The organism is Dethiosulfovibrio salsuginis (assembly GCF_900177735.1).
Lineage (GTDB): Bacteria > Synergistota > Synergistia > Synergistales > Dethiosulfovibrionaceae > Dethiosulfovibrio > Dethiosulfovibrio salsuginis.
Genome location: NZ_FXBB01000005.1, coordinates 45,068 through 61,499, shown reverse-complemented (window position 1 = coordinate 61,499; position 16,432 = coordinate 45,068). Strand labels below are relative to the sequence as shown.

Here is a 16,432-nt window from a genome sequence, read left to right as displayed (position 1 = left end):
TTTTACAACGATGAAAATATCCGAGACTCCCGCTCCATCGCTAATTAGAGCAAAGGAAAACGAAACCCTCAAAAAAGCCTGTGCCGACTTTGAGGCAATATTCCTGGCCCAGATGTGGAAAAAAATGGCCTCCCAGGCAAGGGAAATGGGAGGTCGAAAGGACCAGGATAGACCTTTCGGGGCCATGGAGGACCTGGCCATAGAGATGTCCGCCGAATCCCTGGCCGGTAAAGACGGCAACGGTCTCTGGAAAGTCCTGTACGACAGCCTGAAGGGCGATGAATAGCCTGGCTGAACTATCTCCTTGGTGGAGCGAAGGACTCCGGTTCTCCTGCATCGGATGCGGAAGATGCTGTCGAGGGGAGCCTGGGGCCATATACTTCACCGAAGGAGAAGAAGAAAAGATCTGTGACCACCTGAAAATATCGAAAGAACGCTTCAGGGCGGAATACGTAACTCACCGTTGGGGGGACCCTAGCATAGGGGAAAAAGCCAACGGCGAATGCCTGTTCTACGATCCCGCCACCGCCCGCTGTGCCATATACCAGGTCAGACCCACTCAGTGCCGAACCTGGCCCTTCTGGGAGGACATACTGGAAAGCCCTGACCAGTGGGCCTGGGCCTCCAGACGGTGCCCTGGCATAGACGAAGGCCGACTATGGACGGAGAGCGAGATTCGCTCTATTTTGGAGGATCAGCTATGACCGGCCTCGGAGAGATACTGCCCGAAATAAACTGGAGTCTCATCCTCTTCACCCTTCTCCTGAGCTCCGCGGTAGCCCTTCTTGGCGACATATTAGGCATGAAAATAGCCAAAAAAAGGATAACCCTGCTGGGACTGAGGCCCAAATACACCAGCTCGGTAATAACCGCCCTGACCGGCATGGTCATAGCCTTTGGCATAATGGTCGCCCTTTCCATACTCTCCGACACGGTGAGAACCGCCCTTTTCAGCATGAAATACGTCCAGAGGCAGATCACCGAACTAACAGCCAGCCTCCAGACCAGCAGGACTGAATCGGAGCTAATGGAAATCCAGTATATCGACAGCCTCGAAAAACTTGAGCGATCGACCACAGAGCTTGAGGACACCAAAAAAGAGATATCCCAGCTCAAAACCCAGAGGGAATCGCTTCAAAGCCAGATAGAATCCCTCAGCCTGGAGGCCAGTACACTCAGAAAAGGCCTTGAGGAGGTCAGAGAAGGTAAAGTCGTCGCCTTTGCGGAAGAGCTTCTAGCCCAGGAAGTGGTCCCCGAGGGAGTTAGCGACGAAGACCTGCTGGATATAATGGCCAGGCTCAAGGACAAAGTCAGGTTCGTCGTATCCAGACGGGTATCTATGCCCTACCAGGACATATCAGTATCTTGGGACGAAGCGGACGAAAGAAGGGTTATGGATCGGTGCAAGGTAATAGACAGCCGAAAAGTCATAAGGGCCAGGGCAAAATCGAACGTAATAGCCGGAGAACCTATCTACCTGGAGTATCGGGTATACGAAAGCGTCCAGGTCTACCGTGAAGGGGAAATCCTGCTGAGGCGAGTTCTTCCCCCCTCCATGGGTAACGACGAAATAGAATCGGCCCTCCACTCGGTCCTGAGGGAGGTCAACGGTATAGCGGTCAGAGACGGCATACTGGCGGACCCCTTAACTAGGACGGTGGGGCAGATAGACGCAACAGACTTTTACGAAGCTGTCGAAAAGCTCAAAGACGCCTCCACCCCTCAGATAGTCGAGGTGCTGGCGGACAGGGACATATACACCGAAGGGCCTGTCAGGGTTCTGATAAAAGTCGAGCCCAGCGGGAGGTGAAACTCTTGACCGATCGAGAATACCTGTTCTACGACAGCAAAATGGCCCTCTCTCCAGGGGAACTCCAGGGGCTCTATCGTTTTACCGGTTGGGGGAGAAGCCGGTCGGTCTCCCAGATAGAGAAAATGCTTCTAGGAACCGACCTTTGCTTCTCCATAAGGTATAAAGGCCAGCTCATAGCCTTCTGCCGGGTGCTCACCGACTTCGTCTTCAGAGCCTCCCTATGGGACATCGTCGTCCACCCAGACCATCAGGGCAAAGGGCTAGGATCGTCGCTCATAGACTACGCCCTCAACCACCCGATGATGAAAGACGTCCCTATGGTCATAACCTACACCAGCGAACTGGAGCCTTTCTTGGCAAACCAGGGATTTAAACCAAAAGACGGAATGATGATGCTCCTTCGCCGTCCTATAGAGTACTCCTGATGCTGAAATACCTGCTTCACCTCATCTGGCCCTCCGCCTGCCCGGTCTGCGGTGCCATAGGGGAGGACCTCTGTCCCAGCTGCTGCTCCGAGCTGATCGTCCCATCAGGGCCTGTCTGTCTGCTCTGCGAAGGCTCTCTGCCCTGCCCAACTCACGGGAACCTCGAATGGTACTCCGCCGCACCTCACGGTGGAATGGCAAGGGAATTGGTGCTATCCTTAAAGTACCAGGGCAACGGAGCGATAGGCCTTGAGATGGGGATACAGATGGCCTCGGTTTTTCCAAAGCCCGAACATGCGGCGATAATCCCCGTTCCCCTCCACCGAGGGAGCCCCAGAAAATACAACCAGGCCCGGTGGATCGTCGCCGGAATATCGAAGGTCTGGGGATTTCCTATAGTCGACAAACTGAGGTGGAACAAAACCCTCTCCTGCCAGACCTCTTTGGATGGATCGGGTCGAACGGAAATGCCCGAAAACGCCCTCCGTTGGGACGGCCCTTGTCTGAATGGAAGGGAAGCTGTTATAGTTGACGATGTAAAGACCACCGGGACAACCCTTTACAGGGCCTATCGGGCTTTAGGGGAAGCCCGTCCTGATAGGGTGCGATTTATCACGTGGAGTCGATCTGTGGTCGAAAAAAAAGGAGGGATTTCCTTTGGAACTTAAACACTGCCGCTTTTGCGACAAGGTATTTGCCACCCCAGGTCCTGACGTATGTCCAGACTGTTGGGGAAAACTGGACGAGATCTACGCCCTTGCCAGGACCGCCATAAGGGACCACCGAAACGAAAGGATGGACGTATCCACCTTAGCGGAGATAATAGACGTAGAAGAGGAGTTCATCCAGATACTGGTCGACCAGGGTCGGCTCGAATTGGCCACTAAAGACGATGGCAGACCTCGCTGCCGTTCCTGTGGGGCAGAGGTATTCCCCGGTCAGGACTACTGCGACTCCTGTCGGCAAAGGCTGGTCCAGGGCTTCTCCTCCGAAGGGGAGCATAAAAGAAAGACCATGTTTCGTCAGGAACGAAGGGAAAAAAGAGGCGGTTAGTACCGAGAAAAGAGGCCTTAGGGCCTCTTTTCTTTTTGTCCCGATGGCGTTAAAGCCCCGGTTACAAAAGCCCGATACTCAAGCAGACAAACAAGGGGGGATACTCCATGATAGACAAAATAGGCCCGAGCTACACATACACCGTATCAAAGGCGGTAAAAAAATCCAATCCCCTGCCCAAAGAGCAGGACAGAAACGCCGATGGCCTGGAGGTTAGCGGCTTCGGCCAGGTGCTGTCCAGATCTATGGCGGAAGCCAAAAAAATTCCCGACGTCCGACAGGACAAAGTCGACGGCATAAAAAACCGCATAGAGTCAGGAACCTACAACCCCGATAACCGGTTCATCGCAGCCCGGCTCATAGCCGCCGGAATCCTTGAGGACTGATATGTGGCAGGCTCAGTTGATCCAGCACCTCTCGTCCCAGACCAAGGCCATAGAGGCGGTGCTGGACGTTGTAAAGAGGCAGAGAGAGGCGCTCAAAGAGGGGCGCCTCGAACTTTTGACCGACCTGATGCAGGAACTGGATCGGGCCCAGAGACAGGCCTCGGTGGAGGATTCTCTCCGCTCCGCCTTGGTCACAAAGATAGCCTCCGAACAGGGCTGTGATCCAACCTTGGACAGCTTGGTGGCCGTATCGGGACCTAAAAGGGACGAACTTCTCTCCGCCGGTAAAGCCCTCCGAAAGACTGTGACCAAAGCCCAGTCGGAGATACAGATACTTGGCACCCTTGTGGAGGAGAGCAAGGCCCTCAACGAAATGATGATCAACGAATGGCGAAGGCTCGGAAGCACCTCCTCGGAGGTATCGGGCCTCGACCTGAAAGGCTAGGTGACCTCCATGATAAACAGCTTTTTCGGCTTCGAGATGGGAAGACGGGCTCTGGACTACTGCCGTAGAGGCTTCGAGACCGCCGGTCACAACATCTCAAACGCCGCCACCGAAGGCTACTCAAAACAGAGGGTGGAGGCCTCCACCACCGACCCATTCACAGAGCCGGGCCTAAACCGCCCCGCCCTCCCAGGCCAGATAGGGACGGGGGTCAAAATCGACGCCATAGTCAGGCTCAGGGACCAGTTTCTCGACCTCCAATACAGGGAGGAAAGCACCGTAAAAGGCTACTGGGACGTTATGACCCAGGCTCTGGACACCTTAGAGACCTTCGTAAACGAGCCTCATGGAGAAAGCGTCCGGGTCGGCCTGGACGACTTCTGGTCCGCCTTACAGGAGGTATCCAAAAGGCCCGACGACACCTCGGCGAGGCAGAACCTCATAACCAAATCGGACACCCTTGGGGTCTACCTCGAAAGTCTCTCCAGAAACTACGACGAATACCGAAACGGCCTAAACGGCCAGGTATCCCTTAAAGTCAAAGAGGCCAACACCTATATCGACCAGATAGCCGCCTTAAACGTAACAATAAGCGAGATAGAGGGAGTAGGTGGCAACCCTAACGACCTCTACGACCGTCGTGACCTCATGGCGGAAAAACTCTGCTCCCTCATAGACGCCGAGGTCGGCTCTCCCTGCGACACCACCGACGGCGAGTACAAAATATACCTAGGCGGCAGGACCTTGGTCCAGGGCGATAAAGCCAGACACCTGGAGCTGGTCCCTGTCCCGGGCAACCAGGGATACTACGACGTACAGGTCGAGGACAACACCTTCGACCACGTCTCCGACCTGGACGTCCTGTCGGTAATAATCGACCAGCAGGCCCCCGAGGCGGTTCACTCGGTATCCGTAGAACGACTTGCAACCGAGACCGCCTGGTCCGTAGGAGGAGCCCAGATAAACGGTGCCATAGGCAGACTTCCGGTCAGCGATCCCGACTCAGCCATGAACATAGAGGGAACCCTCAGGCTTCAGGTCGGGACCTCCGGCGTAAGGGCCACGGGAAAACAGCTGGACAACCAGACAGGAAGCCCCATTCTGCTAAAGGCTCCCGGTGGGGACGACCCTACGGAACACGTCTTCCGAATCGCCTCCCAGGATCTGAAGGACATGCCCGGCAACCCCGACGAGATGTACGTCACCTTGGAGTGGAATAGTGGAACCTCCGAATGGGAGCTGTCCAGCCGTTGTGGGAACACCACCTCCGCTACAGTAGGGGTAGGGCAGGAAGTCTCCCTCGACGACCTTCAATCCTTCCTCCAGAACGACACAGGGGTCGGAGGCAGGCTAAACGTCATGGTCGAGTCCTCCGGCACCGTGGATCGACTGGTGGTCCGATCCGGCGACGATCACCTTCTCTCGTTCAGCGACATGAAAGGCGACTTCCTATCCTCCGTGGTGGGACTCAAAAACGACTCCCCTGAGGTGACCATCGAAATAGAGGACGGAGACAGCCTGAGGACCATCGCTAACAAGATAAACAGCTCCTACAAAGCGGGAGATGGAGCACCCTCCGACCCATCCCAGTGGCTGAGGGCGGAGATAAAGACCGACGGCAGCGGAGACTACTACATGGTTTTGGAGAGCAACTCAATCGGCGAGGCCAACAGGATAAACATAATGGGCTCCGACAAAGGGGACACCTACGCCGCAAGAAGGCTCGGCCTCATGGGGGGAACGGCCACCGAATACTCCACCGAGGTCATAACCAGCTCCACCGACGCCATGTTGATGGTGAACAACGATAAATTTCTATCCTCCTTCAACGAGTTTCGCCAGGCAAGGGCTATAGGCCCCTCCGACGGCTACCAGGCTTCGGAGATGACCGAGGCGTCAAAGGGGATCGAGTTCCAGCTCAAATCCACTGGAAACAGCTCCATAAGGATAGAACATCACGTAAAAGGCGGCCAGATAAGGTCGATGCTTGAGGTTCGAGATGACGTAATCCTCGAGCACATGGCTAACTTCGACGAAATAGCCTACGGCCTTGCGTCGGAGATGAACGCCGTCCACTACGCAGGACACGGCACCGGAAACTACGCTAACGTAACAGGAACCGCCTTCTTCGAGTCCATAGGGCAGATGAAAGGCGCCGCCGGATCTCTCACCGTAAACCGAGAGCTGAAGATCGCTCCCGCCATGCTGGCTACCGCCGCAGGGGACGGATCGGGAAAGACCAAAGGCGAGGGAGACGGTGGCAACGCCATAAACATGGCCCAGCTGAAACAGGCAAAGGTCTTAGACGGCGACAGCTCCACCTTCAACGAATACTACGAGGACTTCATCGCCAGGCTGGGAGTCCAGAGCCAGAGGGCTCAGTCCATGCAGTCCAACCAGACCGCCCTGGTGGACCAGATTCAGCAACAGAGACAGTCGGTCATGGGGGTAAACATCGACGAGGAGATGATGGACATAATGAAGTTCCAGCAGGGGTTCAACGCCATCTCTCGTTACGTCACCACACTGGACGAAATGCTGGACAAGATAATAAACGGCATGGGCCGAGTCGGTATGTAAGGAGGGAAAAACATGAGAGTCACAAACTCTATGATGTACGGCGGCATAATGAACGACATGCACAACAACCTGTCCAAGCTGATGAAGCTGAACAAACAGCTCTCCACCGGCAAGCTCAACCACCGTCCCTCCGACTCTCCTATAGACGTCACCAGAGAGCTTTCTCTAGGGACCACCATATACGAAAACGAACAGTACATAAGGAACATGGACGACGGCCTCACCTGGCTGAAAAACACCGACACCGCCATGAACCAAATAGGCGACATGATCGCCCGTGTCAGGGAATTGGCTGTCAAATCGGGCAACGGAAGCTACGACGACGAAGAGGCCGAGGCGGTCGCCCAGGAGCTTATCCAGATCCAAGAGGGCATCAGACAGGCGGCGAACTACAGCGTAGAGGGGCGCTACCTGCTCTCAGGCGCCTCCACCGCGATTCCGCCCTTTCAGAGGGACGCAAACGGCGACGTAGCCTACATGGGCAACGAGTTCAGGGTTCAGTACGAGATGGAGCGGGGCATAGTCAGCGACGTCTCCTTCAACGGCAGACAGGTATTTCCCCAAGACCACACCCAGTACACCCTCGAAAGCGTCGACCTGCCTACCGATTTCGAGTGGTCCGGCAGAAACGAGATAATCCAGTTAACCGTCGGCGACAGGGCGGTAAAGGTCCGAATCCCCGAGGACGGCTGGTTAGACAACGACAACGGCTACGTGGCCAACAGCCCGGACACCGACTACAACCGCTACCGTGACCCAGAAGAGATGAAGCCGATGAGCCTCGACGACATCGCAAAGACCATAGAGAACTCCATGAACATGGGAGACTCAGGCCGTCTCGTCTCCGTCAGGGTCGTTCAGGGATCGGACTCCCAGACCCAGAGACTCCAGATAAGGAGCCACACAGGGGAGAGAATAGCCCTGACATCCTGGCCGGAGACCGACGTAATCCAGATGCCCAGGGCCATAGGATCCACCAACGTAGACGATACCGGTGGCGCTTATACCCTCCCCGACGGAGGGGACATGACCATATCCCTTGGAACCGGAGAATCTACGACCATATCCTTCGGAACGGGAATGAGCCTCGAAGATATGGCCAAGGCCATATCGGAGGTTGAGGGAGTCTACGGCAAGGTCGTAAACGGAGGAACCGCCAACGCCTCACTGGCCATAGTGGCAAAACAGCCGGGAACCCAGCTTGAGGTCGACTTCACCGACGGCCTTGAGACCATGTTCGGGGCCTCCACCGTAGTGGCGGAGGAGGTAACCCTTCCTCCCGACCACAGCCACACGGGGCTATCCTCCCTGCTGGGAATGGAGACGACCCTCAAAAGCACCGAGTTCCCGCCGGATTACGCGATAACCGGCCTAAGCGACGATAACAAAGTCCACTGGTACTTAGAAGGAGGGGACCACAAGGCGGAGGTCATGGTAAACGCTGGCCCCGATATGTCCCTGGACGACCTGGCTAAAGAGATCCGGGCGGTAGCTGGAGACTGGCTCGACGTAATAGTCCAGACCGACCCGGGAGACAAGGTCGCCGGTCCCGATACCTCCGGCAGCAACGAGGAAAAGGGAACGCAAAAGCTGATTCTGAGGACCAAAGACGGCCAGCCCGTCAACGTAATAGACATAGCTCCCGATTCGGACCTTGCAAACCCAAACACCAACCTGGCTCAGTCCATGGGGCTCTCCACCGCCGTCTACGCCCAGTCAGGGGCCACTTTCCCCACCGGGACCGACTTAGACCCCAGAATGCCTGCGAGGATGAAGGTCTCCGTCGGAGACAGGGACTACACGGTAAAGCTGTACGCCGAGGACGTGGTCGACACCGTCACCGGAAAAGTGGACTCCGCAAAAATGGCCAAAGAGATCCAAAAACAGGTGGGCAAAGGCTCCGACGGCCAATACCTAATAAAGACCGTCGACCTGACCGGACCGGCAGGAAACCCCGAGGTCGCCATGTTCTCCACCAGCGGCGAACCTATGAGGTTTGCGGACCTCCCCTTCGGAGACCCCGCACTTAAAGGCTACAGCGCAGGGCTGGCCCTCCAAAGCGGCATATCCACCGGCGTAGCCGGTAACGCCGTGGACCAGAATCTGGCTGTAGCCGCCGGATCCGGTGGTGTCATACGGTTCGAGAGCTTGGGCCGGTCGGTCAATATCTCCGTATCCCCAGGGGACACCTCAAAGGACCTAGCGGAGAAAATTGAAAAATACGCCGGAGACTGGCTTGACGTGGCCTACATAGACACGGACCTCGACGATCCCAACAACAACGACGTCCGCCTCTCCATCGCCGCAAAGGACGGCTCGGCGGTGAACATAGTCGACCTTGAGCCAGCCACCATGAGCGATGGCTCAACAGGAGCCGCCGAGGCCTTTGGAATCGACACTGCGGTCAAGATAGACGACCTTGGGGCACTCGACCCGATGGATATATCCGCTAACCACACGCTGACCGTAAAGGTTGACGGCTATGAGCACACCATCGACCTGAGACAGCTGGATATCGATAACACCGATGCGCTGGAGCTATCGGAGCTTGAGAAAATACCCGACCTGATCAACGCCCGCTTTCAGGGACAGGACGTAAAGGCGGAGCTCTACACCGATAGCTCTGGGGATAAGCACATAATAATGTCCTCCCCGAGGGGCCTGAACTTCGAGGTGTCGTCCGCCACCGCTTTGACCGGTGGAGGAACCCTATCATCCCCCGACAGGAGCCCTAACACCCCCTGGGGACAGAACGTCACCAGACGGACCGGAGCGGACCAGAGGGCTACCGACTTCTTCGGCTTCATGGACGACCTCATAGACGCCGTCAGAAGCCAGGACGTGCAGGGAGTATCCTCCATGCTCTCCGACATAGACGACCAGATAACCACGGTCCTAAAGGCCAGAACCGAGGTGGGAGCTCTCATAAACCGCTACGAAGGCAGCCAGAGCCGACTCACCGAGAACAACCTGAACTACTCGGACCTAAAAAGCACCATAGGCGACACCGACTTGGCAAAAGGCTCTATGGAATACCTCATGGCCCAGGCCATATACCAGGCGGGCCTCGCCACGGTCGCCAAAATAATCCAGCCCACACTGGTGGACTTTCTGAGATAAAGGAGCCTACGCCATGACCGACACAGTTCACAGCCTGGAGACCAGCCGCTTCGGCTCGGTCTCCTACGACGAAAAGGACGCAATTCACTTCGCCCAGGGCATACCGGCCTTCGAGGAGAAAAAAAACTGGATACTGCTGGGAGAGGAGGACGACCCGGTAAAATGGCTCCAGAGCCTGGACGACGGCAATCTGGCCCTGCCTGTATCCTCCCCTTTCTACGTGGATCAGGGCTACACCCTGGACATACCGGGAGAGGACGCCGACGCCATCGGCCTCGATAGGTCGAAGCCCGACAGGACCGGGGTTCTGGTGGTCATAACCATACCTTTAGACTCCCCCTGGGAGGCGACAGCCAATATGGTTGCCCCTATAGTGGTCAACTTAGACAGCCGTGAGGCCAGGCAGATAGTCGCCATAGACGAAAGGTACTCCGTCTGGCACCCGGTGCTCAGCGCCGAGGCGAAAGCGGCCATGCAGGGCAGAGAAAGCCAGGCCTAGCGGTGCTGGTCCTCAGTAGAAAGCCCGGTGAATCGCTCCTCATAGGCCAGGAGATGGAGATAACCGTGGTGGAGGTTAAAGGGGACAGCGTCAGACTCGCCATAAAGGCCCCTAGAGACGTTCCGGTGTGGAGAAAAGAGGTTATGGACGACATAAAAGCGGCCAACCTGAAAGCGGGAGGCTACACCAAAGACTCTATGACCATAAAGGCCCTAGGCGACGCCTTGGGGAAAAAAAACAAAAAAGACGAGACAAAACAGGAGGCCAGCCATGATTGAGGAAAAACTGAACCCCATACTTGTGGCCAACCTCAAGGCCCTGGACGAAAGACAGCCCCTCTTCGCCCAGAAGGTCAGGGACTACATGAAAAACGCCAAAGACCGGTTCTCCATAAACGCCAGAGAGACCCCAAGGGGAACCTGGTGGTCCGGCCTCTACGAACAGCCCTTCTTCGAGCCGAACTCGTGCCTTGACGCCACCCCTGAGGGCACAAAACCGGTCCTCATAATGGCGGGGTTGGGTAGCCCTCGTTACCTGACGGGCATCCTGAACAACTCGAAAAAACGGCAGACAATAGTCCTCCTGGAGCCTAATATGAGGATGATGATGTTCGCTCTCGAGAGCATACCTTTCTTCGTTGAGGGACACCCTAGTAATGTCTACTTCATGCTTGGGAGCGAACAAACGCTTATAGATGAACTAATATCTCAGGCCTATGCCAATAGAGGAACCTTTGTAGGTGGTGTTTTGGACGTTCACTCCCACCCTGGAGAGGTGGAACAGGCATCTGAGACATTTAACGCTTCTCTCAGGTTCTACGTCCAAAGGATACGTTACAGGATGCAGACCCTCGGGGACTCGGCGGAGGATACCCTTCTAGGTGTTCGCCAGATGGCTATGGCGGCGCCCTGGATAATGTTTAGAGAGAGGCTGGAGCCCCTAAAAAACGCCTTCAAAGGCTACCACGGCGTGGTCCTTTCCGCCGGTCCCTCCCTGGATAAAAACATCCACCTTTTAAAGGGCATGGAGGATAAGCTGGTCATAGTGGCGGCGGACACCCTTCTTAACAAGCTTTCCGAGATGGGCATAAGGCCCCATTTTGTCTGTGCCCTGGAGAGAGGAGAGCCGACCTACACCAAATACTTTAGGCCTATGTACGATCGGGAGGACCCTAGCCTCAAGGATATAGTCCTGGTGGTACAGTCGGTATGCTATCCACAGATAGCCGGAAGATGGCCCGGAAAACTGTGTGTCGTCGGCAAAGAAAGCATAAACCTGGACCGAGAGGTTATAGCTGGAGCTTTAGGAGGTTCTGTTCTTCCCTCCGGTTCCTCTGTGGCCCATATGGCTATGGGGATACTTTCATTCCTCGGGGTTGACAGAATTGCCCTGGTGGGCCAGGACCTGGCCTTCGGCCCGGGAAAGGTCACCCACGCAGGAGGAACTCCCTGGATAGAGGAAAAAAGCGGAGCGGAGCTTGAACAGCCGATCAGTATTCCCGGAGCCCTAGGGGGAATGGTCGATAGCATCGTCCCATGGAAGCTCTTTGTGGACACCTTCGAGGAGATGATCCCTAAGATATCCTGTTCCGTATGGGACTGCACCGAGGGAGGGGCACTGATAAGAGGGACCGAGATAAGGCCCCTGTCGGAATACCTAGCAGGAATAGATATCTCCGTAGATAACAGTTTTGACAGGGTTAATTCCGGCGTAGGTTTTGCCCCTAAGGATAGAGACATTGCCGAGGTAGAAAAAAAACTTAACTCCATAGAAGGCATGTTTAAAGAATCTCTGGACTTTATTGAAGAGGGCAAGACCCTTATGGACGATCTGGAGGAAGCTATTGAGGCGACTGGCGAATTTCCACACCAAATGGCGTCTAGAATGACAAATCTACTTTGTGACTTGTCGAAAAAGAACCCTTTCTTAGGCTACGTTGGACAGAGCTACGTAGCTATACTGATAGCGGACCAATCGAGACTAAGTCTGTCCGACGAAGACGAAAGGTCCACCTGGTTCAAGGTCCACAGAGAGTTTTTCCAGGCCCACGGCATAGCGGCCACTGTTTTTCTCGACTGGATCAGATATATGAGAGCTTCCTCCACTCTGTCCGACTTTTTTAATTCCTCAAACATACAGTTTCCACCTGACGAGGAGGCCATCCAGGCCCAGCTTGAGCCTCTATTGAAGAAAGAGCAGGAAGAGGGCCTTACTATAGTTGAGTCGGTGATGGTGGATTTTCTCCTGTCCAGGGTTGACCCTGTCTCAGCGAAATGGAGCCCTTGGGTCCTCTGGGCTATCGGTCGCCATCTCCATCAAGAAGGCCGTTACGTCGAGGCCTCTTTCAGCTATCAAGCCGCCATAGAGGGCTTTGAGGGATCCCAAATGGGCCTTGATGCTGCCACAGCTCTGCTTAAAGACAGGGCAAGATCCCTCATGGGACGGGATCTGTGCTGGATCGGAAATCCCCAGGCAGCTCTGGAGAGCCTTGCAAACGCCTACTCCTACACCCCTGAGGATCCGGAGATTGTCTACATGCTCGAAAGGCTTCTCGAAAGGCGGAAGGTCGACACCGAGGACATGCTGATAAAACAGACCGATCCGGATAACATTAAATACTTTCAGGCCATGGTTTCAGCCCTGGAGAAAGAGCTTGAAAGGCTAAACTCCGACACCGACAGGGCCGACGTCATAGAGAGATATCTGGTAAAAATTCTTCAGGAAAAAAGCTCAAGTCCTATAGATGGCGATCCGATAAAAGAGGTAGGCGAAGGGGATTGACCGTGTTCCCGGGATCGGTCATAACCTCAGCCTGTTTGTCCAAGTTTTCCCCACGGAAGGGGAATATAAATCACAAGGAGGTTTAAACCATGAGAGTCAATCACAACATACCGGCGTTATACGCCTACAACGCGGTTAACTCCACCAACAGAGGCATGCAGAAGGCTATAGCCAAGCTGTCATCCGGTCTTCGCATCAACAGCGCCGCCGACGACGCCGCAGGGCTCGCCATCAGCGAGAAGATGCGTTCTCAGGTCCGTGGCCTGGATCAGGCAAACGCCAACGCCCAGGACGGCATCAACATGATCCAGACCGCCGAGGGAGCCCTCAGCGAGACCCACTCCATCCTCCAGAGGATGAGAGAGCTCTCCGTCCAGGCGGCCAACGACACCCTCACCGCCAACGACCGTCAGGTTATCCAGCTTGAGGTCGATCAGCTCACCGAGGAAGTCGACCGTATCTCCAACACGACCCAGTTCAACAAGAAGAAGCTCCTCAACGGCGACGCCGCAGTCCTCTGGTCCACCGACAACCTCGACACCAAGGTCAACGTCCGTGGCGGTCTCCGCACCATCGACCAGTTCGGCCAGAAGTCGGCCATGGAGGGCAACTACAAGCTCACCATAGACGCTACTGCCGGTAAGGGACAGATCCAGAAGACCGATATCTTCAAGGTCAAACACGCCGTTCAGGAGAGCATGACCGAGCACACTACCGGTTTTGCCAACTTTGAGGGAGAGTTTAACGGAGATTTGGATGACGGAGACTCTGTAACCTTAAAGGTAAACGGCAACACCTACACCCTTAACTTTACCCAGACTGTTGCTAATGCTGATACCGCTACCGCTTTGGCGGATAAGTTTAACGATACTCCCGGTCTGAGAGACGATGCGATAATCACCGCTGATTCTGGTGCTGCTACGTTCGCTATAGTTTTAAAAGAGGCGGGAGCTACCTTTGAGATCGGCTGGAGCGTAGAGGATGGAACCGGAATCGTGAGTAACGGTGGCGCATCGAATAACCAAGGCATGACAACGGTCAAGCCCTCCGATGACAATATCATGGCCATTTCCATGAACGGCGCCAACCTCATAGAGGGAGATTACAGGGTAGAGACTAGAACCAGCCCTGCTGCAACCGGTAATGGTGATGTAACCCAGGTATTCTACGAGAAGGCTGGCGTAGATACTTCTTCATTATCGGTTTTTTCTGTCGCAAACGCTGCGACTGCTTCCGTTGGTGCAAATATGTCTCTACTTTTCGAGGTTGACAGTATTGATGAGGATGCTAAAACAGTAACCTTCTCCTATACGTACGTTCAGGTCAACAAAGACGGAACCAGTGCAGAGGGGCAGGGAACGATCACCAAAATAGTAAGTGCCGACAATAGTTTAGGTGGTGACTACGGTGCCAATACTATATCGGTGTTTGATGTGTCTGATGCTCTTACTGCCTTCACCGTTGGCGATAAAACGGTCATAAACCTTAGGTCTTCTGCTGCTGCTACCGACGATGTCGTTACAATAAACCGTACTGACTCGGGTACTGCAGCTTCCTCTCCTTCTACGGTAATGGAGTATGCCTTTAACGATAATGCGCTCAACAACAATTCGGTGGATTTCTCCTTCTTCCAGCTCAACACCGTCTCCACCAGTGCAGACTTCGGTGAAGCTAAGAAGAGCACTGTCACCTTTGAGTTCGGTGCTCTTGAGAACGCCTACAACAACTTAACTTCGCCTGATGGTAGAGACTATGCCGCTTCCTTCAAGATCGAGAAGCAAGGCATAGGTGAGATCGCCGACGGCGGAACCAAGGTATACGACCTTGATAAGTTCTGGGATTCCAACGGTAACTTCATGATGGAGGACCCCCAGACCCTTACCATAGTCCAGGGAGACGGCAAAAAAGCCTCCATTACCCTCTATAAGGACGATACTCTTGACAGCGTGGCTGAGAAGCTTAACGACGCTATCAGGGACACCTTAGGCCAGGGCGAGCTTGACGGTCTCTCCAAGTCCGATACCTTTGCCAACTACATCACCGTGGAAGAGGCGGCGGACAACCCCGATTCTCCCTACTCTGTTGCCGGAACCATGGTAATCAGCAGTGCCATCAACGGCAAGGACGGAGAGCTGACCTTCATAGGAGACGAGGAGCTCATCAACGCCCTGAGCCTCAACGTAATCCAAAAGAGCGTCGAGAACAGCTTCAACGTCACCGTAACCGACGCCCACGATCCTGCGAAGGTCATAGCCAAGGACGTCAAGGTTACAGGCAACAACCTGGTCGGTGTGGTCCACAAGAACATCGACGTCACCTTCGACTCCATGGCCGACGTCAAGGTCGAGTGGAACAAGGATACCGCCAAGTGGGTTGCGTCCGCCAAGGACGACAGCTACGAGACCACCGTCCACCTTGCGGACAACACCACCGTCTTCCAGATCGGCGCCAACGAGAAGGAAGATATGGGAATCAACATAGGTAACATGAACGCCCGTGCCCTTGGGGTCAACAACATCCAGGTTACCGACAGGGAGAACGCCGCTCGGTCCATCACCGTGCTCGACAGCGCCATAGCCAGGGTGTCCGACCAGAGGGCGAACCTCGGTGCCTACCAGAACCGACTGGAGCACACCATCAATAACCTGACCACCGCAAGCACCAACCTGACCGCTTCTGAGAGCCGTATCAGAGACGTCGACATGGCCAAAGAGATGATGAACTTCACCAAGCTCAACATCCTCATGCAGGCCGGAAACTCCATGCTGGGACAGGCTAACCAGCTGCCTCAGAACGTCCTTCAGCTCCTCAGGTAGTATAGCGGCATAGACGAACGAAAAAGGGGGAGAGGGCTAGCCCTCTCCCCTCTTCGCAGAGGAGGTAGTTTGCCATGATCGAGAGATCTGCGCCAGTTCCCGCAACCTATAACGGAGTCGGGAAGGTGGCCTCCAGCGAGTCGTCTATCCGGTCCGGTGCCGCCTATCCTCAGGTAAAGTACCAAAAACAGGAACCGGCGGTTAAGGAAGCTCTTGATCCTAAAGAGCTGGACCAGGCTCTACAGCAGGCGGAGAGGGTTGCCTCGGCTTTCGACAGAAACCTCAAGTTCGAATATCGCAAGGAAGCCGACGTCTACCAGGTGCTTGTGATGGAGATGGACAACAAGGGCCACGACAACGTGGTCCGAAAGATCCCACCCGATGAAGTGGTTAACTTCATCCAGCACGTAAAGGATATGTTTGGGGCCCTTATCGACCTGGAGGCTTAAAAAGACTGAACAGGAAGAGGCTTCCGCTTTGGCTGCGGTGGCCTCTTTTTCTTTAAAATACAGGA

General features: G+C 55.0%; 15 protein-coding genes. All 15 read left to right on the top strand.

Translation table 11 applies throughout. The features are described 5' to 3' along the window. Window positions 1-10 precede the first annotated feature (10 nt). The 15 genes from B9Y55_RS03410 (at window position 11) to B9Y55_RS03340 (ending at window position 16,367) form a co-directional block, all read left to right on the top strand. Entirely contained in the window at window positions 11-286 is a 276-nt protein-coding gene (locus B9Y55_RS03410) for a hypothetical protein (RefSeq protein ID WP_085543956.1), read from the top strand. After that, entirely contained in the window at window positions 279-704 is a 426-nt protein-coding gene (locus B9Y55_RS03405; RefSeq protein WP_085543955.1) for a YkgJ family cysteine cluster protein, read from the top strand. The genes B9Y55_RS03410 and B9Y55_RS03405 overlap by 8 nt, the downstream gene beginning before the upstream one ends. Then, a complete protein-coding gene (locus B9Y55_RS03400) occupies window positions 701-1,810 on the top strand; it encodes a DUF3084 domain-containing protein (RefSeq protein WP_159448216.1) in 1,110 nt (369 codons plus the stop codon). The genes B9Y55_RS03405 and B9Y55_RS03400 overlap by 4 nt, the downstream gene beginning before the upstream one ends. 41 nt (window positions 1,811-1,851) lie before the next feature. Beyond that, window positions 1,852-2,238, top strand: coding sequence for a GNAT family N-acetyltransferase (locus B9Y55_RS03395; protein ID WP_085544001.1), 387 nt, complete (start codon window positions 1,852-1,854; stop codon window positions 2,236-2,238). Beyond that, entirely contained in the window at window positions 2,238-2,906 is a 669-nt protein-coding gene (locus B9Y55_RS03390) for a ComF family protein (RefSeq protein WP_085543953.1), read from the top strand. Before B9Y55_RS03395 ends, B9Y55_RS03390 begins: the two co-directional genes overlap by 1 nt. After that, window positions 2,896-3,291 carry a hypothetical protein gene (locus tag B9Y55_RS03385; RefSeq protein ID WP_085543952.1) on the top strand — a complete coding sequence of 132 codons (396 nt, stop codon included), beginning with the start codon at window positions 2,896-2,898 and terminating at the stop codon, window positions 3,289-3,291. The genes B9Y55_RS03390 and B9Y55_RS03385 overlap by 11 nt, the downstream gene beginning before the upstream one ends. Before the next feature lie 107 nt (window positions 3,292-3,398). Further along, window positions 3,399-3,677 carry a flagellar biosynthesis anti-sigma factor FlgM gene (gene flgM / locus B9Y55_RS03380; RefSeq protein WP_085543951.1) on the top strand — a complete coding sequence of 93 codons (279 nt, stop codon included), beginning with the start codon at window positions 3,399-3,401 and terminating at the stop codon, window positions 3,675-3,677. Window position 3,678: 1 nt separating this feature from the next. Beyond that, entirely contained in the window at window positions 3,679-4,122 is a 444-nt protein-coding gene (gene flgN, locus B9Y55_RS03375; RefSeq protein ID WP_085543950.1) for a flagellar export chaperone FlgN, read from the top strand. Window positions 4,123-4,131: 9 nt separating this feature from the next. Continuing rightward, window positions 4,132-6,702, top strand: a complete 2,571-nt coding sequence (gene flgK / locus B9Y55_RS03370) for a flagellar hook-associated protein FlgK (protein ID WP_085544000.1) — start codon at window positions 4,132-4,134, stop codon at window positions 6,700-6,702. A gap of 12 nt (window positions 6,703-6,714) precedes the next feature. Beyond that, a complete protein-coding gene (flgL, locus tag B9Y55_RS03365; protein WP_085543949.1) occupies window positions 6,715-9,822 on the top strand; it encodes a flagellar hook-associated protein FlgL in 3,108 nt (1,035 codons plus the stop codon). Window positions 9,823-9,835: 13 nt separating this feature from the next. Next, a complete protein-coding gene (gene fliW, locus B9Y55_RS03360; RefSeq protein ID WP_085543948.1) occupies window positions 9,836-10,321 on the top strand; it encodes a flagellar assembly protein FliW in 486 nt (161 codons plus the stop codon). A gap of 2 nt (window positions 10,322-10,323) precedes the next feature. Continuing rightward, a complete protein-coding gene (gene csrA / locus B9Y55_RS03355) occupies window positions 10,324-10,599 on the top strand; it encodes a carbon storage regulator CsrA (protein WP_085543947.1) in 276 nt (91 codons plus the stop codon). After that, window positions 10,592-13,102, top strand: coding sequence for a 6-hydroxymethylpterin diphosphokinase MptE-like protein (locus tag B9Y55_RS03350; protein ID WP_085543946.1), 2,511 nt, complete (start codon window positions 10,592-10,594; stop codon window positions 13,100-13,102). The genes csrA and B9Y55_RS03350 overlap by 8 nt, the downstream gene beginning before the upstream one ends. 89 nt (window positions 13,103-13,191) lie before the next feature. Continuing rightward, complete coding sequence (locus B9Y55_RS13435) at window positions 13,192-15,918, top strand: flagellin N-terminal helical domain-containing protein (protein ID WP_085543945.1); 2,727 nt, start codon at window positions 13,192-13,194, stop codon at window positions 15,916-15,918. Window positions 15,919-15,992: 74 nt separating this feature from the next. Then, window positions 15,993-16,367: a flagellar protein FlaG gene (locus tag B9Y55_RS03340; protein WP_085543944.1), complete on the top strand. Its 375-nt coding sequence runs from the start codon at window positions 15,993-15,995 to the stop codon at window positions 16,365-16,367. Window positions 16,368-16,432: the final 65 nt, after the last annotated feature.

Bases quoted from the DNA above. Each gene is read 5' to 3' on its own strand.
- B9Y55_RS03410 (WP_085543956.1), top strand. From the start codon at position 11: ATGAAAATATCCGAGACTCCCGCTCCATCGCTAATTAGAGCAAAGGAA.
- B9Y55_RS03405 (WP_085543955.1), top strand. From the start codon at position 279: ATGAATAGCCTGGCTGAACTATCTCCTTGGTGGAGCGAAGGACTCCGG.
- B9Y55_RS03400 (WP_159448216.1), top strand. From the start codon at position 701: ATGACCGGCCTCGGAGAGATACTGCCCGAAATAAACTGGAGTCTCATC.
- B9Y55_RS03395 (WP_085544001.1), top strand. From the start codon at position 1,852: ATGGCCCTCTCTCCAGGGGAACTCCAGGGGCTCTATCGTTTTACCGGT.
- B9Y55_RS03390 (WP_085543953.1), top strand. From the start codon at position 2,238: ATGCTGAAATACCTGCTTCACCTCATCTGGCCCTCCGCCTGCCCGGTC.
- flgM (WP_085543951.1), top strand. From the start codon at position 3,399: ATGATAGACAAAATAGGCCCGAGCTACACATACACCGTATCAAAGGCG.
- flgN (WP_085543950.1), top strand. From the start codon at position 3,679: ATGTGGCAGGCTCAGTTGATCCAGCACCTCTCGTCCCAGACCAAGGCC.
- flgK (WP_085544000.1), top strand. From the start codon at position 4,132: ATGATAAACAGCTTTTTCGGCTTCGAGATGGGAAGACGGGCTCTGGAC.
- flgL (WP_085543949.1), top strand. From the start codon at position 6,715: ATGAGAGTCACAAACTCTATGATGTACGGCGGCATAATGAACGACATG.
- fliW (WP_085543948.1), top strand. From the start codon at position 9,836: ATGACCGACACAGTTCACAGCCTGGAGACCAGCCGCTTCGGCTCGGTC.
- B9Y55_RS03350 (WP_085543946.1), top strand. From the start codon at position 10,592: ATGATTGAGGAAAAACTGAACCCCATACTTGTGGCCAACCTCAAGGCC.
- B9Y55_RS13435 (WP_085543945.1), top strand. From the start codon at position 13,192: ATGAGAGTCAATCACAACATACCGGCGTTATACGCCTACAACGCGGTT.
- B9Y55_RS03340 (WP_085543944.1), top strand. From the start codon at position 15,993: ATGATCGAGAGATCTGCGCCAGTTCCCGCAACCTATAACGGAGTCGGG.